Origin of the sequence: Streptomyces sp. FXJ1.172, from assembly GCF_001636945.3 — a bacterium.
Lineage (GTDB): Bacteria > Actinomycetota > Actinomycetes > Streptomycetales > Streptomycetaceae > Streptomyces.
On record NZ_CP119133.2, the window covers coordinates 2685773 to 2708606 of the forward strand.

Genomic DNA, 22834 nt, shown 5'->3' on the forward strand with positions numbered 1-22834 from the left:
GGCGGAGCACGCCCTGCCCCGGACCATGGGCCAATGGCTCCAGCCCCTTTTCGAAGCAGCCGAAGCAGAGGTGTGTTGGTGATGCTCGCCGCACTCGACTACGTGCAGCTGGCCGCCCCGGTCGGCTCCGAGGACACGCTGCGCGGTTTCTATCTCACCGCGCTGGGGATGACCGAGATTCCACAGCCTGCGGGGCCGGCTCGGCTCGGCGGTTGCTGGTTCGCAGCCGCCGACGGCGGTCGCCTGGAGATCCACATCGGCATCGAGGACGGGTTCCGCCCGCCGCGCAGGGCTTATCCGGCGGTACGGGTGACCGGTCTCGACCAGCTCGCCGCCCGCCTCCAAGCCCACGGCGCGCCTGTTGTGTGGAACGTCAGCCTGCCGACGCACCGCCGGTTCTACACCCAGGACCCGGTCGGCAACCGCCTGGAATTCCTCGAACCCCTGCCGTAACCGGGCACCCCGACGGACCGCGCCCGGGCCGTGCGCAACTGAGAGATCGAGGCCCGCCACCGTAGCCGTGCGCTCATGCGCCCTTCCCGCACATGGGAGGCTTTCCATGAACCCCTCCACACTCACCGTGCTGTATCTGTCCCTGGCCGACGGGACCGAACGCCCCTACCTGATCGAGGACCCGGCTCCCGAGGCACTGGCCGCCGGGGCGGTGTACGACCCGTGGGTCCATTTGACCCATGTGCTCGCCCAGCAGGGCCGCGACCCCGACTGGCTCGCCCGCTTCACGGGGCTGCCACCCGCAGCCGTCCACCGGATCACCGAGGCCGCCCGGCAGTCCCAGCCTGCTCTTTCTCACCAGCCCTGCTGACGTGCAGAAGCGCGTACGCGCCCGTGTCTGGAGGTGACTTCCATGTCCGCACTGACCCACCACGGCGTCCGGCACACCACGTCCGTCCGGCCCGTCGGTGCCCTGCTGTCCTTCTTCACCCGCGTCGTCCGGCGCCTGGCCGACAGCCCGCTCGACCACACCGTGCTGCACGCGGCTCCAGCCCGCACCCCGACACCGCTGCGGGCGGCCGGCTTCGGTCCGGGACGGCCGCACGCCCACTGGCACACCGTCAGCGGTCCTGACGGCCACCGTCGGCTCGAAGCCCGCTGGCATGGCGGCGCGTAAGAGCCCGACCCCCTTGTTCAACGCTGCTTTGGAGGAGTCCTGGCCATGCTGGCGACCCTTGATCACGTACGGCTGACCGCCCCGGAAGGGTGCGAGCCGCTGCTGCGCACCTTCTACGCCGACCTGCTCGGTATTCAGGAGGTCACCGGACCTCCGGTGCTGGCGGTACGAAGCGCCTGCTGGTTCACCGGCGAACACGGCGGCGCCCAACTCCACCTCGGCACCAAGACCCCGTTCCTGCCCGGCACCCGAACTGAGGTGTCCCCCGGAGTGTGGACACGGGGGTTCATGCTGCGAGTGTGAGTGTACGTGCTCTCTGCTGTTGCTGTTCGAATTCGGCTGGTGAGAGGTAGTTGAGGGCGCTGTGGCGTCTGCGGGCGTTGTAATAGGTGAGCCACTGGAAGATCTCCAGCCGCGCCTGGCGTATCGTCGAGAACAGCCGTTGGTGCATTGTCTCCCTCTTCAGCCCCTGCCAGAAGCTCTCAGCGAGGGCATTGTCGTAGCTCGAGCCGACGCCCATCGACCAGCCGAGCACTCGGCGTGAGCAGATGTCGATGACGCAAGCGAGATACAGCCACGAGCCACCGACCTGCACGTATGTGATGTCGCCGCACCACTTCTCGTCCAACCGCGCGGCGGTGAAGTCGCGTTGGACGAGGTCCGGGGCGGGCGGTGCGAGCCTGTCGGGGACCGTGGTGCGCTTGCGGCGCCGCAGATGGCGGCCTTCGAGCCGGTTGACGCGCATCAGGCGCTCGACGCGCTTGCGGTTGACCGTGTGCCCGAAACCGCGCAACTCGGCATGGACGCGCCGGACTCCGTAGGTGCCCTTGTGCTCGGTGTGGATCTCACGGATCTCCACGAGCAGGGCGTCGTCGGCGGCCTGCCGCTCCTGGCGGATCTTCGCGCCGGCGATCCACCGGTAGTAGCCCGAGCGCGAGACCCGAAGGACCCGGCATATCCGCTGGACACCGAAAGCCTCGGCGTGGGCGGAGACGAAGTCCCAGCGGCGGGTCTTCACTTCATCTCCTTGGCGAAATACGCCGCTGCCCGGCGCAGGATCTCCCGCTCGAGCTCCCACTCCTTCTCCGCCTTGCGCAGCCGGCCGTTCTCCACGCGCAGCCGGGCCAGTTCCTCATCCCGGCTCTCCGCGCTCTGCTCGCCGTGGCTATGAGCGCGGCCCGCGTGCTCGTCGGCCTGGCGCACCCAGCTCCGCAGCGTCTCGCCGGTCACCCCGACATCCTCCGCGACCGCAGCGTACGTGCGCTTCCCGCCCGCCGCGCGGTACAGCGCGACAGCATCGTTCCTGAACTCCGCCGGATACGGAGACTTGCGTCCCACCAGGACACCTTCCCTTGGATCTGCAAGATCCATTGTCAGAGTGTCCACGCCACGGGGGTCGCCTCAGGCGCCTGGTCCACCCAAGTCCTCACCGAGTGCGAGCGCCAGCGCCTGCGGCCCCTCGACTGGTCGGTGGATCCCCGCCACTGGTCCCGGACCGGTGTCTCCCACATCACCCGGACCATCCTGTCCACCACCCGCACCGGGTCGATCATCCTTGAGCACGACGGAGGCGGCGACCGCTCCCAGACCGTCGCCGCTCTCCGCGTCGTGCTGCCCCGCCTGATAGACGCCGGCTACCACTTCGCAACGCCCTGACGCGTCCTACCGACGGGGACGGCGGCGCCCCACTCCATGCGGCATGGGCAAGCGATACCACGCTGATCAGGCAGAAGGCTCTGCTCCATGGTTGCAGTTCCGGTTGCATTCACCGCCGTCCGGCACCATTCAGCAGCCTCACCCGCTTCTGCTCCATCGCAGGTCAGAACGCCCCTGACCGCTCCCGAACCCCCAGACGAACATTTGGAAAGCGTGTTGGGGGCAACCCCTCACGAGTTCGAATCTCGTATCCTCCGCCACGGCTGACCAGCCGAAACGAAGGTCCCAACCGCTGAGCGGTCGGGACCTTCGTCGTTGTGTGGTTGCAGTTTTGGTTACATTCCCCGGCTGACGGGCGTCTGGTCGGTACCGGCCGCACCGGGTGACGGCCGACGACCGCACACGGCGGCTGTTGCGGGCGGCCCGCCTCGTTGCCCGCCCTCCCGCAGCCACCCGCGGGCACAGCTCACGGCCGGCTGGCGGAGAAAGTCGCGATGGGCTCCTACGGACAGCGCTTGCTGGTTTTAGTACCTGCGCTTCCATCGAGGCCCAGCCCCGATTTCCAGGTGACGCCCGAGATGTCCGGCAGGTGACGCCTAGACTGGTGACCGCGCGCCCTGCGGACGACCTTGGTGGACCGGTGGCGAAAGGGAGGGAACTGTGGCGCAGATCGCCGGCGGCATCGAGGATCCGTCCACCGAAGTACTCGCGGAGGCGGCCGCCGCCTTCGGGCTGCTGGCCGCGGCGCCGAGGCTGCACCTCCTGTGGGCGCTGGCCCAGGGTGAGAGCGACGTGAGCGCGCTCGCGGACCGGATCGGCGGGGCGCTGCCCGCCGTCAGCCAGCACCTGTCCAAGCTCAGACTCGCCGGTCTCGTCCGCTCCCGCCGGGAGGGCCGGCGGCAGATCTACTACGTCGACGACCCCGATGTCGTCGCGGTCGTCCGGATGATGGTCGGCCAGCTGTCCCGGCGCGCCGCGGAACCGGCCGCTGTCTCGGGCGGGTTGCAGGGGACCGGTGCCTAGGAGCGCCCCGGCCTGGGGAGAGGACGCCGCCGCGCAAGAGTCCGGGGTCGTGCCGGGCACGCGCGCGCCGGGCGGCACCGCTGCGCGGACGGCCGCCGGAACGTCGGACGCGGGCACGGCACTGCAGGTGCTGCGGCGGCTGGACACCGGGCCGCGCGGGCTGACGGAGGACGAGGCCGCGCTGCGCTTGGCTCGCTTCGGGGTCAACACGCTGCCCGCCCGCAAGGACGCCTCCTGGCCGCTCCTGCTGCTGCGCAGCCTGCGCGACCCCTTCACCGCGGTACTGCTCTGCCTCGCCGTGGTTTCCGCGGCCGTGTCCGCTTGGTCCACCGCCTGTGTGATCCTCGTGCTGGTCGTGACCAGCACCGTGCTGCGAGCCTCCGGCGAGCACCGCGCCGACCGGTCCATGGCCCACCTGCGCGACCTGGTCGCCACCACTTCCACCGTGCTGCGTCGGGCCGACGAGGGCGCGGCACCCGTCGCCCGGGAGATCCCGGTGGAGGACCTGGTCCCCGGCGACATCGTCCAGCTCGGCCCGGGCGACCTGGTCCCGGCCGACGTACGCCTGCTGCGCGCGAGGGGCCTGACCGTGCACCAGTCGGCGCTGACCGGGGAGTCGGCCCCGGTCCCGAAGCACGCAGCCGACGTCGCCGGGCCGGCCGGCACCGCCGTGTTCGAGCAGCCGCAGCTGTGCTTCCAGGGCAGCAGCGTCGCCACCGGCAGCGGCACCGCCGTGGTGGTGGCCACCGGCGGGCGCACCCGGTTCGCGGCCGCCCACGACCGCTCACTCGGGCAGCGCGAACCGAGCGCCTTCGACCGGTCCGTGCATGGCATCTCGTGGATCCTGATCCGGTTCATGCTGCTCACCCCGCCGCTGGTGCTGATGACCAACGCGGCACTGCGCGACCGCGGTCTGGAGACTCTGCCGTTCGCGGTGGCGGTGGCGGTGGGGCTGACGCCGGAGATGCTGCCGGTCGTCGTCACCACCTGCCTGGCGCGCGGGGCGACGCTGCTGACCCGCACGCACGGGGTGATCGTCAAACGGCTCCCGGCCCTGCACGACCTGGGCGCGGTCGATGTGCTGTGCCTGGACAAGACAGGCACCCTCACCCAGGACCGGCCGGTGGTCGAGCGGGGCCTGGACGCGGCCGGTGCCGACGATCCCGAGGTGGTGCGCTGGGCCGCCGTCAACGCCTGGTGGACCCTTCAGCTCGCCGAGCTGCCCGAGCCCGATGCCCTGGACGAGGCGGTCCTGGACGCGGCGGACGAGGACGACCTCATGGCGTACGACGGGGTCGCGGCGCTCCCTTTCGATCCCGTGCGCCGGCTGGCCACGGCCGTGGTGCGCACCCCCGGCCGACTGGGCTCGCACACGCTCGTCGTCAAGGGCGCCGTGGAGACCGTCCTGGAGCGTTGCGCCCTGGAGCCGGAGGAGGCGCGAAGCCTGGCGGACCTTGCGGACCGGGCCGCGCGCGACGGGCTGCGAGTGCTGGCGGTCGCCACCGCCGACCGCCCGGCCCGGCTGCGCGACTACACCCCGGCCGACGAACGCGGCCTGGACTTCCGCGGCTTCGTCACCCTGCGCGACGCCCTCGCGCCCACGGCGGCGCCCGCCCTCGCCGCGTTCGCCGCGCACGGCGTCACCGTCAAGATCCTTACCGGCGACCACCCCGGCACCGCGGCCCGGGCCTGCCGCGACCTGGGCATCGAGCTGAGCGCGGACGCCGTTCTCACCGCCGAGCACACCGACACCCTGACCGACACCGAACTCGCCGAACTCGCCACCCGTACGACGGTGTTCGCCCGCTGCACTCCTGAGCACAAGGCGCGGATCAGCGCCGCGCTGCGCACCGGCGGGCACACGGTCGGCTTCCTCGGGGACGGGGTCAACGACGTGTCCGCGCTGTGGGCGGCCGACGTCGGCATCGCCCCGCGCGACGCCACCGACGTGGCCCGCGAGAGCGCCGACGTGGTGCTCGGCGAGAAGGACCTCACCGCTATCGGCCACGCCATCTCCGCGGGCCGGCACAGCGGCGGCAACATCGCCACGTATCTGCGCATCACCCTGTCGTCCAACGTCGGCAACGTCATCGCGATGCTCGCAGCCGGCCTGCTGCTGCCCTTCCTGCCGATGCTCCCGGCGCAGGTGCTGGTGCAGAACCTGTGCTTCGACACCGTGCAACTCGCCTTCGCCTACGACCGCCCCCACCCGGCCCTGCTGCGCCGCCCTGCCGCGCTCGACCCGCGCGCCCTGCTGCGCTTCATCACCGGGTTCGGCGTCCTCAACGCGGCAGCCGACCTCGCCACCTTCGCCGCCCTGGCCCTCTCCCTGCGCGGCGCGAGCCCGGCCGAGGACGAGACGGTCTTCCACTCCGGCTGGTTCACCGAGAACCTGATCACCCAGGCTCTGGTGATGCTGCTGCTGCGCACCGGACGCCGGCTGTTCCAGGACCGCCCGCCGGGCCCGGTCGGCTGGACCGCGGCCGCCCTCGCGGTCATCGGCCTGGTGCTGCCGCCCTCCCCCATCGGCCCGCCACTCGGCCTCACCACGCCCCCGCTGGAGTATTACCTGCTTCTCACCATCGTCCTCGCGCTCTACGCCGCCGGGCTTGTCCTGGCCCGCAAGCACCACGAACGCAACCTGCTCGATGGAGATAATCGGGGCGTAGCCGGGTAATTCCTGGCACTGGTCCGAGTGTCGGCGTCCGCAAGCGGAAGCAGTGTGAGCCGGGCGCTTCGGGTGGCCTGTCCGGTTTCTTGCCCGCCTGTAGTACCTTGCGCGGCCGGGCCGCGCCGTGCGCGTGGTCCGCGGTTCCGCCCCCTCGCGCACTTGGAGACGAAGGCCGCCCGATGTCCGTTCTGACCTATCCCGAAGCCGTGGGCGTGGGCCTGCTGCAAGGCGTCACCGAACTGTTTCCCGTCTCCAGCCTGGGGCACAGCATCCTGATCCCCGCGTTGCTCGGCGGCCACTGGAAGCACGACCTGGACGTCTCCGCCGACGGCTCCCTCTACCTCAACGAGCTGGTCGGCCTCCACCTGGCCACCGCGCTCGCGCTCGTCGTCTACTTCTGGCGGGACTGGGTCCGCGTGATCCGGGGTCTCGCGACGTCGGTCACCCAGCGCCGGATCGAGACCGTGGACCAGCGGCTCGCCTGGCTGATCGTCAGCGCGTGCATTCCGGTCGCGGTCGCCGGCGTCGCGCTCGACAAGGTGTTCCGCACGACGCTCGGGAAGCCCGTCCCGACCGCGATCTTCCTGGCGCTCAACGGCATCGTGCTCTTCGTCACCGAGCAGCTGCGGCGCGGCGGCACCGGCCGCAGGCGGGCCGGGGCCGTGACCGTCCCCGGGGAGGAGCATCTGTCGGCGGATGAGCAGTCGGACCTGCGGATAACCCGGATGACGATCCGGCAGGCCGTGACGATCGGGGCGGCCCAGATCCTCGCCCTGTTCCCTGGCATCAGCCGCTCCGGCTCCACGATCAGCGCAGGGATCTTCAAGGGCCTGGGCCACGAGGACTCCGCCCGCTTCGCGTTCCTGCTCGCCACGCCGGTGATCGGCGGAGCCGCACTGCTCAAGCTGCCGCCACTGCTCGGTTCCCAGGGCAACGGCCTGCGCGGTCCGCTGTTGGCCGGCAGCGTCGCCGCCTTCGTGGCGGCCTACCTCGCCACCCGCTACCTCGTCCGCTACTTCGAGAACCGCACCCTCATCCCGTTCGCCATCTACTGCTCGGTGGCCGGGCTGGGCAGCCTCGCGTACTTCACGATGGCGTAAGGGGCGTCTGCCTCAAGCCCGGCCGGGGGGGTCGGCTGGTCCACGCCGGGGTGAGGGACGTCCCGGTGTGGGGGCGGCTGCCAGGCGGGGCGACGGGCACGCGTTCCTCCTCGGGCGGAGGGGCCTGTGCGACCGCCCTCCAGCGGAGGGCGGTCGGCACGTTCGCCGTCGGGCGACGGACCGGCCCTCAGCCGTATCCCTGACCGCTCGTTGTGGCTCAGGTGGTGTCGGGATCGTAGGCGTGCGCGGGGGCCTGCTCCCGCGAGGCTGTCCGGCTCGCCCCGCTCCCGGTTGTCTCGCCGTTCACCGCGTCGGCCAGTTCCGCCAACTCCGCCCTCGGGTCCAGGGCGGAGCGGATCTCCTCGATCCCAAGGCCGTCGCCGTCGCCGTCGAGAAGGTGCTTGCGAACGAACGTCTTCGGGTGCAGGTCCTCCGGGTGCAGGTCCTTGAACTCCGGACCTAGTTCCGAGCGGACGTCCTCCTTGGCAGCCTCGGAGAACGCGCGGACCTTCCGCAGGAACCCGGTCACCTTCTGTATGACCTCGGGCAGCTTGTCGGGGCCGAAGAGCAGGATGATCATGATCCCCAGGACGAGCAGGTCCAAGGGGCTCACATCGAACAAAATCGGTGCCTCCGCTCTGTGACCGAAGGGGATGCCGGGCTCACGGCCGTACCAATTGGGTCTCGGCGGCGCTGACGTCCGCTGCCGCGACCGGCGGGGGCCGGCGGGCGGTGTCGCTGACCTTGATCAGGACGGCGACCAGCAACCAGTTGGCGACCATCGACGAGCCGCCCTGGGCAAGGAACGGAAGCGCCTTGCCGGTGAGCGGGATCAGCCCGGTGACACCGCCGCATACGACGAAGACCTGCAGCACCAAGGCCGTGGCCAGACCGCCGGCGAGCAGCTTGCCGAACGGGTCGGTGACCGTCAGGGCCGTCCGCAGGCCGCGCTCGGCGAGCAGCGCGTAGAGCAGGATGACCAGCGTCACCCCGACCAGGCCCAGTTCCTCGCCAACGGTGGTGAGGATGAAGTCGCTGCGCCCGGCGAAGCCGATGAGCTCCGGATGGCCCTCGCCGAGGCCGCTGCCCAGGATGCCGCCGGAGCCGAAGCTGAACAGGGCCTGGGCGGCCTGGTCCGAGATCAGTCCCGGCGGGCGCTTGTCGGGCGGGAGGAAGATGTCCATCGGGTGCAGCCAGGCGACCACGCGGCCGTGGACGTGCGGTTCGAAGGAGCCGACAACGAAGGCGCCGACGGCGAACATCGCGACGCCGAACACCACCCAGCTGGTCCGCTCGGTGGCGACGTACAGCATGATCACGAAGAGGCCGAAGAAGATCAGCGAGGTGCCGAGGTCCCGCTCGAAGACCAGGACGAGCAGGCTGAGGATCCACACGGCCGCGACCGGGCCGAGCTGCCGCCCGCGCGGCAGGTACATGCCCATGAGGCGTCGGCCGGCGAGCGCGAGGGCGTCCCGGCGCATGGTCAGGTACCCGGCGAAGAACACCACGATGACGATCTTCACGAACTCGCCGGGCTGGAAGGACAGTGGCCCGATGAAGATCCACCGTTTGGCACCGTAGACGTCGCCGGGATAGAAGGCCGGCGCCATCAGCAGGACCATGCCCAGGGCGATCGTGACGTACGGATAACGCTGCAGCCTGCGGTGGTCCCGCAGCAGCGCCACCGCCGCGGCGAACACCACCACCGCGATGCCGCACCACATCAGCTGCCCGGACGCCGCAGCCGTCGCGTGACGGTAGTGGGCCGCGTAGGCGAGGTCGAGCCGGTGAATGAGGACGAGACCCAGACCGCTGAGCAGCGTGGCCAGGGGGAGGATCAGCGGATCGGCGTTGGGCGCGAACCGGCGTACGGCGACATGGCACACCACGGGCAGTACGGCCGCCGCCAGGCACGTCAGCGCCATACTCGGCGGCAGCTTGCCGCTGACGGCGAGGGCCGTCTCGGCATAGCCGTAGCAGCAGATGAGGACCGCGCCGAGCAGGAGGACCAGCTCCAGGTTTCGGTCGCTCAGGCGTCCTGACCGGCCCGGCCGCACGGCCAGTTTCGCCGGTCCACGCCGACCAGTCATGCCTTCCCCCTCGATCGGGTCCACCCCCCTCGAATCCCGCACCGGGACTCAGCCAACCGGGTTATATGGTTGCGCAACAACGCAACTGAACTGTAGTCGAGGCCAGGTAAGAGGAGGGTCGGCGTGGCGGCACGCAGGAGGGGGCGCCGCAAGGCGTGGCCTGTGGTGGTGGTCGGGGTGAGCGTGGTCCTGGCGCTCGTGAGCTATCTCGCCGTCCGGTCCATCCGCTCGACGACTCCCGATGAGTGCACGGCGCACGGCCCGGACGGCACGACGGTCACGCTCGACCTGGACCAGGCGTCCCACGCCGCGACCATCGCGGCCGTGGCCCACGCACGCGGCCTACCGAAACGGGCCGTCACCATCGCCCTGGCGACCGCAATCCAGGAGTCCAAACTCCGCAACCTCACCTACGGGGACCGCGACTCCCTCGGCCTCTTCCAGCAGCGCCCGTCCCAGGGCTGGGGCAGCCCCACACAGATCCGCGACCCCGCCTACGCGTCAGGCAGGTTCTTCGACGCCCTGGTCAAGGTGCCGGACTACCTCAGCCTCCCCGTCACCGAAGCCGCGCAGCAGGTCCAGCACAGCGGCTACCCCGAGGCGTACGCCCAGCACGAGGACACGGCGGCGACACTCGCCGACGTGCTGACGGGGCGGGAAGGGCCGGCACTGAACTGCACGGTGAGCGGGGCCGGTCCAACCCCCTCCGCCGCAGGAAGCGGTACGGCGGACGCCGTGAGCGCGACCGGTGACGGTGGCGGCGTCGCGGCAGCAGTCCGGCGGGAGTTCGGTGACGCACCCGCCGCCCTGCCTGCGACCAGCGGCGACAGCGTCAGCTACCCGATCGCGACCGGTCAGGCTTCCACGGGCTGGTCCCTCGCCCTGTGGCTGGTCTGCCATGCCACCGAACTGCACGCCACATCGGTGACGTTCGACGGCCGGCGCTGGTCCAGCACCGCCTCGGACCGGGGCTGGACGCACACCGCATCCGGTCCCGGGCGCACCGGGACGGTGGCGGTGGCGCTGGGCTAAGCCTGCAGGGGCCGCTGGAGCTTTATCGACTGAAGCAGCCCTATGGCCACCCACACGGCGAACATGGACGAGCCGCCGTAGGAGACGAACGGCAGCGGGATGCCCGCCACCGGCATGATGCCGAGGGCCATGCCGATGTTCTCGAAGGACTGGAAGGAGAACCAGGCGACGATCCCGGCGGCGACGATCGTGCTGTACAGCTCGGTCGCCTCGCGCGCGATCCGGCAGGCCCGCCACAGGATGACCCCGATCAGCGCGATGATCAGGGCGCTGCCGACGAAGCCCAGCTCCTCCCCCGCGACCGTGAACACGAAGTCCGTCTGCTGCTCCGGCACGAACTGTCCGGTGGTCTGCGCCCCGTGGAAGAGCCCCTGCCCGGTCAGCCCACCGGAGCCGATGGCGATCCTGGCCTGGTTGGTGTTGTAGCCGACGCCGGAGGGGTCCAGATTCGGGTCGGCGAAGGCCGCGAACCGGTTGATCTGGTACGTGTCCAGCAGATGGAGCTGCCACACCGCGACGGCGCCCGCGACCCCGACGGTGAGCAGCCCGAAGATCCACCGGTTGGACGCGCCCGAGGCGAGCAGGACGCCGAGGATGGTGACGGCCATGACCATCGTCGAGCCGAGGTCGGGCATCATCATCACGACCATGATCGGTACGGCGGCCAGCCCCAGCGCCTGGATCACGGTACGGCTGTCGGGATACGTCCGGTCGCCCGCGTCGACCCGCGCGGACAGCAGCATCGCCATGCCCAGGACGATCGAGACCTTTACGAACTCCGAGGGCTGCAGCGAGAATCCGCCGCCCAGCACGATCCAGTTGCGGTTGCCGTTGATGGTGGCACCGAGCGGGGTAAGCACCAGCAGCACGCCGAGGACGGAGACCCCGTAGAGGATCGGCACGGCGTTGCGCAGGGCGCGGTGGCCCAGCCAGAGGGTGCCGATCATCAGGGCGAACCCGATGCCGAGGTTCATCAGGTGCCGGACGAGGAAGTAGTACGGGTCGCCCTGATTGATCGCGGTGCGGTTGCGCGTCGCGGAGTAGACGAGCAGCGAGCCGATGAACGACAGCGCGAGCGCCGACAGCAGTATCGGCCAGTCCAGCCGGCGCACCGGCGAGTCCCGCGCGAGGAGCCGCCTCCACCGGGACCGCTCGGGCCCGTACGCCGAGACGGAGAAGCTCTTCACGCTGGTCACCTCGGCTGCCTCCGGCTGTCCCGCTGTCCGTGCCGGAAATCCTAACTGCGCACTTGCGTAAGGCAGCAAATGAACTAGCCGGAAGCGCCGGTCCCCTGGGGCCGGGATGATGCGGAGCAGATCGGTGTTGTGGTCGACGACGACGCCGCGGTGTCCCGGCCTCGTGCGCGCTGGTTTCGTTCTGGCGGGGCTGTGCGGCGGTGTACCGTACCTGCGCCTGCGCCTGCGCCTGCGCCTGCGCCTGCGCCTGCGCCTGCGGGACGGTACTTGAGGCAACAGACCTGCTGCGGTCCCTGGCGCTGATCATCTCGCGCGCGGCCGGGGGTCCTGCAGTAACCCCGAGCAGAATGGGCCACAGCGCCCTCGAGCGGCCGTGATCCATCAGCACGTGGCCAACGTCCGTGACCGCGAGATCGCCGGTCGGCTCGGCTTGGCGATCCGCAAGCTTCGGGGGCGCGGCAGCTTCCGCCGCAGGATGCCCGACTCGGGAGACCACCCCTCCGTAATCCTGACGGGTTCGCTAGGGCCTGTCGTTCTCGCATGTACTCGGGCGGAAGTGCCGCGCAGTCTCAGTCTTGCGATCAATGCGTCCGTCCCGCACTCTGGGTAACGCTGGACCGCATGGACTGCGGCCCCCGCCAGCTCGGAGCACGACTGTGGTCGCCCCGTGCACTCATTGCCGACGAGGTCGCTCGGTTCCGGGCGCAGCAGTCGCGCCCCTCCATCGCCTGACACCCCAAAGACCACCCAGGTCAGATACTTGCCTGTTTGCGCGACTGTGCAACTATCGGGGCTGCTTCTTCGTCTCACTGGTAGCAGTCGGGGCGACACTCCGGAATCAGCCGTCTTGCCCCGCGTCGAGATGAGCGAGAGCGAGCGTATGCGCCATCAGCAGGAACGCGTCACCGGCGCCATCGGAGCGCAGGGGCAGCACAGCTCTGTGACGCAGGGCCGGGTGGTCCAGCAGGGGCTGTCCAGAGAGCGGACGCCGTCCGCTGGCGCGCCCCGTGCACAACGCTCACAGCGCGGCGGGGTCGGCACACTGCCTGTGCGTCGGCCCGGGGTCGGGGCCATCGCAGCGATGCTGCTGGGACCGTTGCTCCTGGGGAACGGAGTGGACCACTTGGTCGGCCGGGAGCCCGGCTGGGGGCTGGCGATCGGAGCGACGGCGGGAGCCCTGCTCGCGGCCCTGGCAGCGGTTCGTCGCCGCGTCCTGGGTCTGGTGGCGCCGCTACCGGCCCTTGCTGTGGCCGTTGTCACGGCGGGGACGGTGCTGACGGCGCATGGCCCGCTGACCACGCGGCTGGTGCGGTGGGCCGTGGCGGTGTTCCCGGCGATGGCCGCGGCGGAGTGCGCGGTGGTCATCGTGGCCCTGGCGGCGGCCGTGCTCCGGTACGGGGTGAACAGGAGGGATCGTGCCTGAGAGCATGCGACACCGTCCGTACTCGGCCGCCGTCACACGCGGACGCAGGGCGCCCTGGCTTGTCATGTTGCGTGTGGCGACATGGACGGTATCGGCGGCTCTGCTGCTCGGCTGCGGTGCGACCTGGTACGCCTACCGGTCCCTGACGCATGGCCTGACCACCTCCGACGCGCTCGACGCGGTCCGCGGCAAGGCGCCCCGACACCTGGACAACTCGGTCAACCTGCTGCTCATAGGTCTCGACTCACGCAAGGACATGAACGGCAACAACCTGCCACGGCAGTTCGTGCAGACCGAGCTCCACGCCGGGTCGAGCGACATCGGCTACTACAACACCAACACCCTGATCCTCATACACATCCCCGCGAACGGCGGCAAGGTGCAGGCGTTCTCCATCCCGCGCGACGACTACGTGCAGACCCTGAACGGCGACGGCTCGGTCCAAGGCCACTTCAAGATCAAGGAGGCGTACGCCAACGCGTACACCACTGCCCAGGACAAGTACGCCGCCCAGGGCGTCAAGGGTGCGGATCTGGAAGCGAAGAGCCGTGAGGCCGGCCGGGAGGCGACGCTGGCGACGGTGCAGCAGTTCACTGGCGTGCCCATCGACCACTTCGCCGAGGTCAACCTCCTCGGCTTCTACGACATCGCCAAGGTCCTTCAACCCATCACGGTCTGCCTCAAGCGCCCGGTCAAGGACCGGTATTCGGGTGCCGACTTCCCCGCCGGCGTGCAGAAGCTGAACGCCCGTCAGGCATTGGCCTTCGTGCGCCAGCGGCACGGGCTGGACGCCGGTGACCTGGACCGTACACGCCGGCAGCAGGCGTTCATCTCCACGGTCACGCACCAGCTCAAGACCGAGGGCGTCTGGGGCAGCCCGTCCAAGCTCCAGGGGCTGTTCGACGTCGTGAAGAAGGACGTCGTCCTGGACAGCAGCTGGAACGTCCTCGACTTCGCGCAGCAGGCCCCAGACCTCACCGGTGGGAACGTCGTGTTCCACACCCTGCCCATCGAGGGCTTCGGGATCCGCAACCGCGAGGACGTCAACCTCGTGGATCCGCAGAAGATCAAGTCGATCGTGCAGCAAGCATTCGGTGCGGCCGCTTCTGCGTCACCCACGGCCGACACCACCGCGGTTTTCAATGCCACCGTGGATGTCGTCAACGGCAATGGCGCTCGCGGCCTTGCTTCCGAGACACTGTCGTCCCTGGTCAAACTTGGCTACGCAGCCGGTACGACGGGCAACACCGCTACGCAGTCCACGACCACCGTCCGCTACGGCGACGGGGCACAGCAGGCGGCCCAGCAGATCGCCGGCCGGCTCCACGCCGGCATCCCCACGCCCGGTCCGGCCGTGCACGCAGGTCATGTCGTCGTTACCCTCGGCGAGGACTACACGTCCCTCGGTCAGGCAGTTCCTGCCCCGACACCGTCCCCGACTGCTTCTGCTTCGGGCACGGCAACAGCGGACGACTCGGGCCCGGCCGTGAAGGCGGGCGGTGTGCCCTGCGTCAACTGACCCGTGCCCGGTGGCGTAGCCGTGCGGGCCGGAGAGGGGCGGTCGATGGAGCCGCCCGCAGGGCGCCCACCAGGCCCGCACGGCCTTCTGTACGCGGTCATGGAACGCCGTTATGGGCACGGGAGAGTTCACGGCAGCGACGAGTGCAGCAGGGGGAGGCGCTCCCACCCCCGTAGCCGCACGATGACATCGGCGAGCCGCCCCACCACCTCACCGTCGCCCCGACCGCCGGCCGACGGAGAAACTGTGCGAGACGTACGACGCTATCCCCTCCTCACCACGCCAGACTGTTTGCTGGGCCTCCCCGGGTGGTGTTCCGATGGCCTGCGTGACGGTAGTTCTACTTGCGGTAAGCGCGCAGCAGGACCGCCGCGGTTGCCGCGACGCCTAACAGCGCGACGACGAGGACGATCCGGAGCCCACCGCCGGCCAGGAGCGGCGCGGCCATGTCATGGGGCTGGGTCATCGTGTGTACCTATGGCCTTTCAAGTTGCGGTGCTCTGATGCCTGTGGCTCAGGTGTCCGAGTCGGGCTGGTTGGTGGCGGCGGCGTACGCCTGGGCGGGGGTCATGGGGACGCCGTTCAGCTGGACGGTCTTGTACGGGCTGACCTGGGCGCAGCTCTTGGGCTGGTCGGCGGTCTCCGCATGGGCGTTGGAGACCGCAGCATGGGTGTCGGCGGGCGCGGGAGAGGAGGTACTGCCGCTGGGGTAGGTGGTGCCGCTGGGCCAGTCGCTGCCGATCACCAAGGTCAGGCCGTCGGTACTGCCCTGCTTCAGGTGTGAAGACGGAAGGCCGAGCGCCTTGGCCACAGTCTGGGCCTGGGGTTTCTGGCCAGCGCCGTAGGTGAGGGCCGTGGTTGTCGTGGTGCTGGGGGCGTTCGCCGTGGTCGTGCCCGAGCCGAAGCCCTTGCTGGTCAGGGCGGTGGCGAGTTCGGAGGCGCGTGGCTGGCTGGTGCCGGTGCCGTTCTCGATCTTCACGGCGATCCGGGAGGGGTCGACCGTCTGGGGGGAGGCGGTGGCGGTGGCCGTCGTGGACTTCTTGCCCGAGTCGTCGGTCAGGGACTGGTCGTTGGCGATGGTCGCGAACAGTGACTTCGCCCCGGCGCCTGGCACCACTCGGTCTTTGTTGGCGGGGTCGGGGGCGGTCTGCATGGTGGTGAAGGTGATGCGGTGCGAGGGGACCTTGTTCACGTCGGAGGCTAGGCCCGCCAGTTTGCTGATGCTGCCCAGGCCGTCGTCGACGGTGAGGGCCTTGGTGGCCGCGTTGGCCAGGTCGTAGACCGCCGTGGGATCGGTCAGTGTGCCGGCACTCTTGAACTTGCGGATCATCGAGCCGAGGAAGAGGTGCTGGGAGACGGTACGACCGAGGTCGCTGCCGTCGCCGAAACCGTGCCGGGAGCGGACGAACTCCAGTGCCCCCACGCCCTTGAGGGTGTGGGTGCCTTTGGACAGCTTCAGGTGTGAGTAGGTGTCATACACGTTGTCGCTGACGCAGACCGACACCCCGCCCACCGCGTCGGACATACTCACCACACCGGCGAAGTCGAGCTTGACGAAGTGGTCGATGGGGATGCCGGTCAGCTGGTGGATGGTGGCCACCTGGCAGGCCGGGCCGTAGGAGAGGGCGCTGTTGATCTGGCCGTAGTAGCCGGACGTGGAGGTGCCACTCGCGCTGTCCTTGCAGGCCGGGACGTTGGTCATCGTGTCGCGGGGGATGCTCATCACGGTGGCGTTGGAGCGGTCCGCGGCGATGTGCACGACCATCTCCACGTCCGCGTTCCCGTTGCCGGACTGCACACCGGTCTGCGAACAGCCACCGCCCAGCTTGCAGTCCTCCGCGCTGGTACGGCCGTCCGAGCCGATCACCAGGATGTTGATCGGGGTACGGCCGAAGGCGTCCGCCTTCTCGCTGCCACCCTTGCCGTCGAGCGAGACACTCGTGATGTTGCCGTTCAAGTGCTGGTAGAACCACCACCCGGCACCACCCGCCGCCAGCACCACGAGAGCCAGGCATATCCCGGCCGCCCGCAGTACCCGCCTGCCCCGGCTCGCCGGCCGGACACGGCGCCGTGCGCCTCCCCGGCCGACGGATCGGGAGGCCGCCGCCCGCGCGGCGGCCCGGCCGGTCGGACGACCGCCGGAGGGCCCGTCCGTACGCTGGCGGGGCACCTGGGTGCCACGGCGGCGAGTGGCACGGCCGGTGGAGCCCTCCCGCAGGTCAGGCATCTACCACTCCCACAAACGGTCAGGCCCAGGACGCCGTCGGCGGCGTCCGAATCCGTCAAGCGACGTGAGGCACCGGTGATTAATTAGTTGCGCAATCTAGCAAACGAACCTCGGTCCTCCGCAATGCCCGGCTGGATGCACACGACGAGAGATGCCATGGAATCCGACTCCGCCGAAGTCCGTGACCACGGCTCGGGCTACAGCATGGGGTAGGCAGCGAACGCGCAGGTGGGGACCGAGCCGGTGGCGCTGACAGAGGTGGTGGTCACACCGGGGCCGGTCGGGTGGACGGTCGAGTTGTGCAGGCCGATCTCGGCGTACTGTGCGGTCGTGGTGTTGGCGTCGAGGGAGACGTTCAGGAGCGTCAGGCCGATGGGGTGGGCGGCGTCGAAGCCGCTGATCACGGACTTGGCGCCGGAGACCGACGCGGTCGCCCTGACGCCGTTGACCACGATGTCGGTGAAGGTAGGGGTGTGCCCGCTGCCCGAGGCGTAGTGGGTGTCGAAGACCACGGACTGCCTCACGTTGGTGATGCACGTGCCGGTGGGTGACCTGGGTGACCGGGCCGCCGTTGACGCCGCTGCTCTTGATGCGCAGGCCGACGCTGCTGCCGCTCACGGTGCCGTTGGCGTCCGCCCCTGTGACCGTGTTGCCGGTGACCAGGACGTTGCTGACGCCAGCGGCGGTCTCGGAGCCGATGGAGATGCCGTGGGTGCCGTAGAAGTGGCTGTTCTTGATGGTGATGTTCTTCGACGGGGCGCCGCCGCCCTTGATGGCGATGCCGTCGTCGCCGTCCATGATGTACGAGTCGGCGATGGTCACGTCGGTGGCGCCACTGGGGTCGATGCCGTCGATGTTGCGAGCGGTGGCCGGAGTCCTGGTGCGGACGCCCCAGGCGGTGAAGCCGGTGCCGCTCTGGTACGAGACGTGGCCCGAAGTCGCCTCCGGCGAGCAGTGCGTTGCCGTGGATACCCATACTTTGCCGAGCGATGACCCGGGAACCATGCGCTTGGTTATGAAGTCCGGTTGCCTGGCCCGCCGTAGTCGGGTGCGTCCCCTTCGTGGATGTCGAGCATGCCGCTCAGGCCAAGCCGTTGAAGTGTGCCGCGCGCCTGGGCACCGACGTGGGTGACGATGACCCTTGTGCCGTACTGCCGTGCCTCAAGCAGTGCGGGGAGGAGGGCGCGGCCACCGTCACTCGTCATGAAGGTAACGCGTTGGAGATCCACCTCCAGAACGCGCGGATCTGTCCGGAGGGCGTTGCGCAGGCCCTTGTCCACCCGTTCGGCGGTTGCCGCGATGATCTCCCCCGACAACCGGACCACGACATGCTCCTGGGCTGCCTGCCGCGTGCGCACGGTACGCCGCCCGAACCGGCGCAGCCTGCCACGAGTGGTCTCCCAGAGACTGCGGTGTCCGCGTGGCGGGGTGGGTGCGGGATCCGGCATCAAGTGCCCCCAATCGGTTAGTGGCCGTTCCGTCCGTGGCGCTCGATGATCCACGCTGCGCCCAGTTCGGCCAGTGCTCTCCGCCGTTCCCGGCGCGTGCGCCTCCGGGGCACGGGCGAAATCCCCTGTCTCTGACCCGGAACGGCCGCGAGCGCCGCAAGTCGTTCGGCGGCGCGCGCCAGTTCGGCCCGCAGTCGCTGGCGCCGTCCGGAGGACCTGGTTCTCAGCAGGGCTGTGTAGAGCCCTTCGATCTCGGCCACTGCGGCTCCCATCCGGAGATTCGCGTCGTGTCGTTGAGCGTCGCCGTGCGGCATGGACACTTTCCCTCCCCGGGACCTTTCCAGGACATTGCGGCCCCAGGCTGATGTTCGTCTGTTGTGCTACGGCTGGCCTTCTCACCGGTTGGAACCACTAGAGGCCGTCCTGGACGAGCAGGGCGATCCGGTCTGGGTCGTAGAGCACCCAGCGCGGCGTCGGGACGCCGGACAGGCGCAGGCGGCACAGGGTGGTACCGCAGAGGTCTGTCCACCAGGCGGTGATGGTGCCCGGCCGTGGCCATCCGGCGGGGTCGGACACCATCACGGGCAGGTAGGTGTGCCGGATCTGGTCGTCCGGGCCGGGTAAGGGGCATGCTGTCGCCAGTTCTTCCAGCAGATGCTTCGCCGTGGACTCGCCTCGCATGTTCCGGCCCTCCCCATCGGCTCGTTCTGCAACGGTTTCATTATTGCGCAACTGATGCACCCTTTCTTGGGGTGCATCTGTGTGAGCGGACGCTGGCTGTGGGGGGGCCGGCCGTAGGAGAGGTCGGAGCACGGGTCGTCGTCGGCGGAGCGGGTGCCGTCGGCCTTGGAGCCGAGCCCGGGACCGGGTGTGGGTGGCTGTGTGGGCGGTGTGGTGTTCGTCCAGCCGAGGATTACGGTGACGCCCGGGTCGGCGGTGGGCTGGGATTGTGTGCCGGGGAAGAGCCGCGCGACTGTCTCGGCCTCGGCCTGGTGGCCTGGGCCGTACCGGACGAGTGTGACGGGCCGGTCCTCGCCGACCTTGCCGATGCCCGTGACCGTGAAACCCAGTCCGCTCAGCATCCGGGCCGCCTGCGCGGCGAGGCCGGCGATCGGCGTGCCGTTGTCGACCCGCACGGCGGTTCCCTGTCCGAAGACCGGCGGGCCGACGCTCGGTGTAGGGGCGACAGTGGTTTTCGCTGCTGGCGTCCGTGCCGTGGGCCGGTGTTCCGGTCGTCGATCGGGCTGTCCGCCCGCAGCGCCGTCGAGAGCCGGTCGGCGTCGGGGCGGACGATGGCAACGCGTGAACCCTGGTAGCGCAGGGCAAGGTGACAAACCGGACGTTGTGCAAGTCGATGTCCTTCAGTGTCATGGCGAAGGAGATGAGCCTGTCCGCGGTGCCCAGTCCCGGGTCGACGGTGAGTGCCTGGGTGGCTGCCTCGGCGACGGGGAGGAGGTTCGCCGGGGTGATGCCTTCGCTCTTGATCTTCTTGATAAGGCTCGCGACAAGAGCCTGCTGCCGTTTGATGTGCCCGATGTCGGAGCCGTCGCCCATGCCGTGCCGGATGCGGACGTAGTCGAGAGCCGCCTGCCCGGACAGGGTCTGGACGCCTTTGTGGAAGAGGAGAGAGCCACGGGTCTCGCGGTTCGGGTTGAGGTCGTTCTGGTAGGCGTCCTGAGGGACGCACACACTCACGCCGCCGATCGCCTCGGTCAGCTTCGCGAACGCCTTGAAGTCGACGACGACCGTGTGGGCCACCCGCAGCCCGGTCGGGTTCTCGACGGTGTTCTGGGTGCAGGCCGGGCTTCCCTTGCGGGTCTGGCCGACCGAGTAGGCCGCGTTGAACACGGCGTCGGGTTGCGGTGCGCTCCAGGATCCGTCGGGCAGGCGGCACGGCGGGATGGTGACCAGTGTGTCCCGGGGGATCGACACGACGAGGGCGTGCCGATGGTCGCCGTAGACGTGCAGCAGGAACGCGGTGTCGGAGCGGCCCACGTCGTCCTTGCTGCCCCCGCCCACCGCATTGTTGCCGTCGACGCGTGCGTCGGACCCGATGACCAGGACGTTCTTCCCGTTCCTCGCTCCGCCTGGCCGGTTGCTGGACTTGCCTCCCGCATCGAACGTGCCGATGCCCCCGGTCAGCCCCAGACAGATCCGGCCTACGCCGGCAGCGGCCAGCACCAGCAGCGACAGACCCATGGTCAGGGCCCGGATCCGGCCGCCGCGCCCGGACCGGGGCCCGCGTGCGCCGCCGCGACCTGGGCGCCTGGACGGCGTGCGCCAGGCGGAGCCGGGAGCCGTGAGACGGCGGCCCCCCACCCCGTCGGCACCCGATGGCTGGACGGCATGGATGTCGCCCCTCATCCGCTCCGTGATTGCACAGTTGCGCATGTAGCAAGCGTTTCTCGCAGGGACGCGCTGAACACTCCGGCGGTGCACCCGACGCATCGGCCGGTGCCGCCTGGCCTCAGGTCACCAGTCGCCGCCGCCGAAGTCGCCACCGCCGTCGGAGCCGAAGTCACCGAAGCCGCCCCCGAAGTCCGAGGTGTTGAAGTCCGCACCGGAGAACTCGCCGCCCTCCGCCAGACCGACGTCACCCGGGAAACCGTCACCGCCGTCGGCGAAGGCCGAGGGTGCGCTGAGCAGGCTGCCGAGCAGGGTGCCGGCGAGCAGGCCGCCGACCACACCCCCGGCGCCGCCGAAGTAGCCGCCCGCCCAGGGGGCGTAGGCCGGGCCCGCGTTCCAGTACGGCTGGGCGCCCTGGTCGGTGGGCACCATCCGGGTCAGCGGCTGCCCGCCCTGGCTCACCCGCAGCGCGTCCTCGGCGCAGGCGGGCACCATGCGCAGCACTCCGCCCGGCGGGCACCAGTTCACATCGCTTACGGACGGACCGTGGCGGGGGTCGAAGAAGCACGGGACGCGCCGCTGCGGCAGTGGCGCACCGCAGCGCCGGGCAGCGAGGACGGCCAGCGCGAATCGGCCTTCGGCGAGAGTCTCGGTGACCGGCTGCACGTCCTGCGGGCGCGTCGCCGCGGCCATCTGCTGCTTGGCTCGGTCGTAGGCGTCCAGGGCGCGGGCGTAGTCGTCGCGCATCGCGTCCGTGGCGCCCGGCTCGGACGGCTGGAAATCGAGGCGGTCGAGTTCCTCACCGAAGGCGGTGATGTCCTCGTCCACCACCACGCGCAGCGCCTCCAGCTCGACCCGCTCACGATCCTCCCGCTTCCGCCGAGAGCGCCGGTACAGCGCATAGCCGCCCCCGGCCGCACCGGCCACGACCAGCCCGCCGACCAGCATGCCAGTGGCTGAACTCCCGCTCCCGGAAGCCTCCCAGGAACCGGGGGCGTGCCCCTTGGCCTGCTGGAGCGCCTGGTCCACGAACGCGTTCACCTCAGCGGAAGCGTCGGAGGCGTACGAGCGCCGCACCGCGCCCTTGAGATTATCGACCGCGTCCTTCGGCATCACCTGGCGATCGGCGCCCGCGTTGAATCCGGCGCCGAGCCGGACCGCGTACACGCCCGTGATGCCGGTCAGGGAGCGCAGATCTCGCAGCACCGTGGCCTGTGGGTACTCGGGCGCCTCGGGCAGTACGGCTACGAAGACCGGCTTGTCCGCCTTCTTGATCTTCTCGGCGAGCTGGTCGGCCACCGCCTTCGGCAACTCACCACTGGCCCGGGGATCGACATACACCGGCCCCTTACGGAACGCGTCCGCCACGGCGGCAGGCCCCGTATCCGCGGCCGACGCACCGGCCGTCGGCAGTGTCAGCGTCACAGCGGCCGTCACGGCCAGCGCGGCCAACGGCCGGATCAGGCACCGGGTTCGTACGAGAGAGGAGAGCAAGGGGGAACCTCCTGGTCCTCCGAGGCGGCAAGTGTAAATACTTTACCTACTGCGCAACTGGGCAATCGCATGCGGCTGGTACTCCAGCCGTAGATCGCGACCTCGCCGATGGGACCGGCCGCCTATGGGGCCGTTCGAAACCGGATCGCCCTTCCCGTACCGGCCGCGCGGGAGTACTGCTGATTGGCGGGCGAGCCGGAGTCGGCAAGGCGACGATGGGGTGGGAGTGTCGCGGCGCCCTGCCGGCTTCGATGGTCTCTCGCGCAGTCATCAGCGTGCTGCCCGAGGCCAAGCCGCAATTCATGACTGCAACGGCCCGGCCTGTCCCCATCGACATCGAAAAGCGTGCGGTCGCGCGAGAGCCCCCGCCCGGCGCCGACGGCTGGCGGATGGCGCTTGGCTGCCTCGCATTGCCAACGCGCGCCCCCATCGGTCTGGCTCATACAGAGAGGACGACTGGAGGCGACCTGCAGTTATACG

Annotated in this window: 21 protein-coding genes and 3 pseudogenes; 11 read left to right on the forward strand and 13 right to left on the reverse strand. The window is 69.9% G+C overall.

All coding sequences use genetic code 11. The features are described 5' to 3' along the window. Positions 1-81: 81 nt before the first annotated feature. From A6P39_RS11905 to A6P39_RS11920, 4 genes are all read left to right on the forward strand, one after another. On the forward strand, positions 82-453 hold the full coding sequence (locus A6P39_RS11905; protein ID WP_067047786.1) for a VOC family protein: 372 nt from the start codon (positions 82-84) through the stop codon (positions 451-453). 106 nt (positions 454-559) lie between these two features. After that, the gene (locus tag A6P39_RS11910) at positions 560-823 is read left to right on the forward strand and encodes a hypothetical protein (RefSeq protein WP_067047794.1); all 264 of its coding nucleotides are present in this window, start codon (positions 560-562) and stop codon (positions 821-823) included. Positions 824-865: 42 nt separating this feature from the next. Then, positions 866-1129 (forward strand): hypothetical protein, encoded by a 264-nt coding sequence (locus A6P39_RS11915; protein ID WP_067047797.1) that lies wholly within the window; start codon positions 866-868, stop codon positions 1127-1129. Positions 1130-1174: 45 nt separating this feature from the next. Further along, a complete protein-coding gene (locus A6P39_RS11920) occupies positions 1175-1432 on the forward strand; it encodes a hypothetical protein (RefSeq protein WP_067047799.1) in 258 nt (85 codons plus the stop codon). On the opposite strand, the pseudogene A6P39_RS11925 reads toward A6P39_RS11920, so the two are convergent. Continuing rightward, positions 1416-2467: pseudogene (locus A6P39_RS11925) on the reverse strand (IS3 family transposase). The gene A6P39_RS11920 and the pseudogene A6P39_RS11925 overlap by 17 nt on opposite strands. Before the next feature lie 132 nt (positions 2468-2599). Here A6P39_RS11925 and A6P39_RS11930 point away from each other — a divergent pair. The 4 genes from A6P39_RS11930 to A6P39_RS11945 all read left to right on the forward strand — a co-directional run bounded on the left by A6P39_RS11930 (position 2600) and on the right by A6P39_RS11945 (position 7579). Next, positions 2600-2785: a hypothetical protein gene (locus tag A6P39_RS11930; RefSeq protein ID WP_067047805.1), complete on the forward strand. Its 186-nt coding sequence runs from the start codon at positions 2600-2602 to the stop codon at positions 2783-2785. A gap of 660 nt (positions 2786-3445) precedes the next feature. Next, a complete protein-coding gene (locus A6P39_RS11935; RefSeq protein ID WP_067047807.1) occupies positions 3446-3808 on the forward strand; it encodes an ArsR/SmtB family transcription factor in 363 nt (120 codons plus the stop codon). A gap of 49 nt (positions 3809-3857) precedes the next feature. Beyond that, entirely contained in the window at positions 3858-6485 is a 2628-nt protein-coding gene (mgtA, locus tag A6P39_RS11940; RefSeq protein WP_067047809.1) for a magnesium-translocating P-type ATPase, read from the forward strand. A 173-nt stretch (positions 6486-6658) separates the two neighbouring features. Further along, positions 6659-7579 carry an undecaprenyl-diphosphate phosphatase gene (locus A6P39_RS11945; RefSeq protein WP_067047820.1) on the forward strand — a complete coding sequence of 307 codons (921 nt, stop codon included), beginning with the start codon at positions 6659-6661 and terminating at the stop codon, positions 7577-7579. Between the two features lie 217 nt (positions 7580-7796). On the opposite strand, the gene A6P39_RS11950 is transcribed toward A6P39_RS11945, so the two are convergent. Both A6P39_RS11950 and A6P39_RS11955 read right to left on the reverse strand, forming a co-directional pair. Then, positions 7797-8192 (reverse strand): sec-independent translocase, encoded by a 396-nt coding sequence (locus A6P39_RS11950; protein ID WP_234378963.1) that lies wholly within the window; start codon positions 8190-8192, stop codon positions 7797-7799. Positions 8193-8241: 49 nt separating this feature from the next. Continuing rightward, complete coding sequence (locus A6P39_RS11955; RefSeq protein ID WP_079133495.1) at positions 8242-9669, reverse strand: FtsW/RodA/SpoVE family cell cycle protein; 1428 nt, start codon at positions 9667-9669, stop codon at positions 8242-8244. A 123-nt stretch (positions 9670-9792) separates the two neighbouring features. On the opposite strand from A6P39_RS11955, the gene A6P39_RS11960 reads away from it, so the two are divergent. After that, positions 9793-10701 (forward strand): hypothetical protein, encoded by a 909-nt coding sequence (locus A6P39_RS11960; protein WP_067047832.1) that lies wholly within the window; start codon positions 9793-9795, stop codon positions 10699-10701. On the opposite strand, the gene rodA is transcribed toward A6P39_RS11960, so the two are convergent. Further along, entirely contained in the window at positions 10698-11897 is a 1200-nt protein-coding gene (rodA, locus tag A6P39_RS11965; RefSeq protein WP_067047834.1) for a rod shape-determining protein RodA, read from the reverse strand. The genes A6P39_RS11960 and rodA overlap by 4 nt on opposite strands. Before the next feature lie 1114 nt (positions 11898-13011). Here rodA and A6P39_RS11970 point away from each other — a divergent pair. Together A6P39_RS11970 and A6P39_RS11975 are read left to right on the forward strand one after the other, a co-directional pair. Then, the gene (locus A6P39_RS11970; protein WP_275883845.1) at positions 13012-13320 is read left to right on the forward strand and encodes a hypothetical protein; all 309 of its coding nucleotides are present in this window, start codon (positions 13012-13014) and stop codon (positions 13318-13320) included. Between the two features lie 64 nt (positions 13321-13384). Continuing rightward, positions 13385-14839 carry an LCP family protein gene (locus A6P39_RS11975; protein WP_067047839.1) on the forward strand — a complete coding sequence of 485 codons (1455 nt, stop codon included), beginning with the start codon at positions 13385-13387 and terminating at the stop codon, positions 14837-14839. 340 nt (positions 14840-15179) lie between these two features. Here the strand turns inward: A6P39_RS11975 and A6P39_RS11980 are convergent, their stop codons facing one another. The 9 genes and pseudogenes from A6P39_RS11980 to A6P39_RS12015 all read right to left on the reverse strand — a co-directional run bounded on the left by A6P39_RS11980 (position 15180) and on the right by A6P39_RS12015 (position 22354). Next, complete coding sequence (locus A6P39_RS11980) at positions 15180-15305, reverse strand: hypothetical protein (protein WP_267893334.1); 126 nt, start codon at positions 15303-15305, stop codon at positions 15180-15182. Positions 15306-15353: 48 nt separating this feature from the next. Beyond that, complete coding sequence (locus A6P39_RS11985) at positions 15354-17066, reverse strand: LCP family protein (RefSeq protein WP_067047841.1); 1713 nt, start codon at positions 17064-17066, stop codon at positions 15354-15356. 197 nt (positions 17067-17263) lie between these two features. Further along, positions 17264-17590 (reverse strand): hypothetical protein, encoded by a 327-nt coding sequence (locus A6P39_RS11990; RefSeq protein WP_234378966.1) that lies wholly within the window; start codon positions 17588-17590, stop codon positions 17264-17266. A gap of 19 nt (positions 17591-17609) precedes the next feature. Next, positions 17610-18071, reverse strand: a pseudogene (locus A6P39_RS45490) (glycosyl hydrolase family 28 protein); the annotation flags it as partial. Positions 18072-18079: 8 nt separating this feature from the next. Continuing rightward, complete coding sequence (locus A6P39_RS11995) at positions 18080-18424, reverse strand: STAS domain-containing protein (protein WP_234378967.1); 345 nt, start codon at positions 18422-18424, stop codon at positions 18080-18082. A 501-nt stretch (positions 18425-18925) separates the two neighbouring features. Continuing rightward, a complete protein-coding gene (locus tag A6P39_RS12000; protein WP_275884000.1) occupies positions 18926-19195 on the reverse strand; it encodes a hypothetical protein in 270 nt (89 codons plus the stop codon). After that, complete coding sequence (locus A6P39_RS12005; protein ID WP_331454203.1) at positions 19093-19596, reverse strand: LytR C-terminal domain-containing protein; 504 nt, start codon at positions 19594-19596, stop codon at positions 19093-19095. The genes A6P39_RS12000 and A6P39_RS12005 overlap by 103 nt, the downstream gene beginning before the upstream one ends. Positions 19597-20050: 454 nt before the next feature. Next, positions 20051-20962: pseudogene (locus tag A6P39_RS12010) on the reverse strand (LCP family protein); the annotation flags it as partial. 24 nt (positions 20963-20986) lie between these two features. Further along, on the reverse strand, positions 20987-22354 hold the full coding sequence (locus A6P39_RS12015; protein WP_067047850.1) for a hypothetical protein: 1368 nt from the start codon (positions 22352-22354) through the stop codon (positions 20987-20989). Positions 22355-22834: the final 480 nt, after the last annotated feature.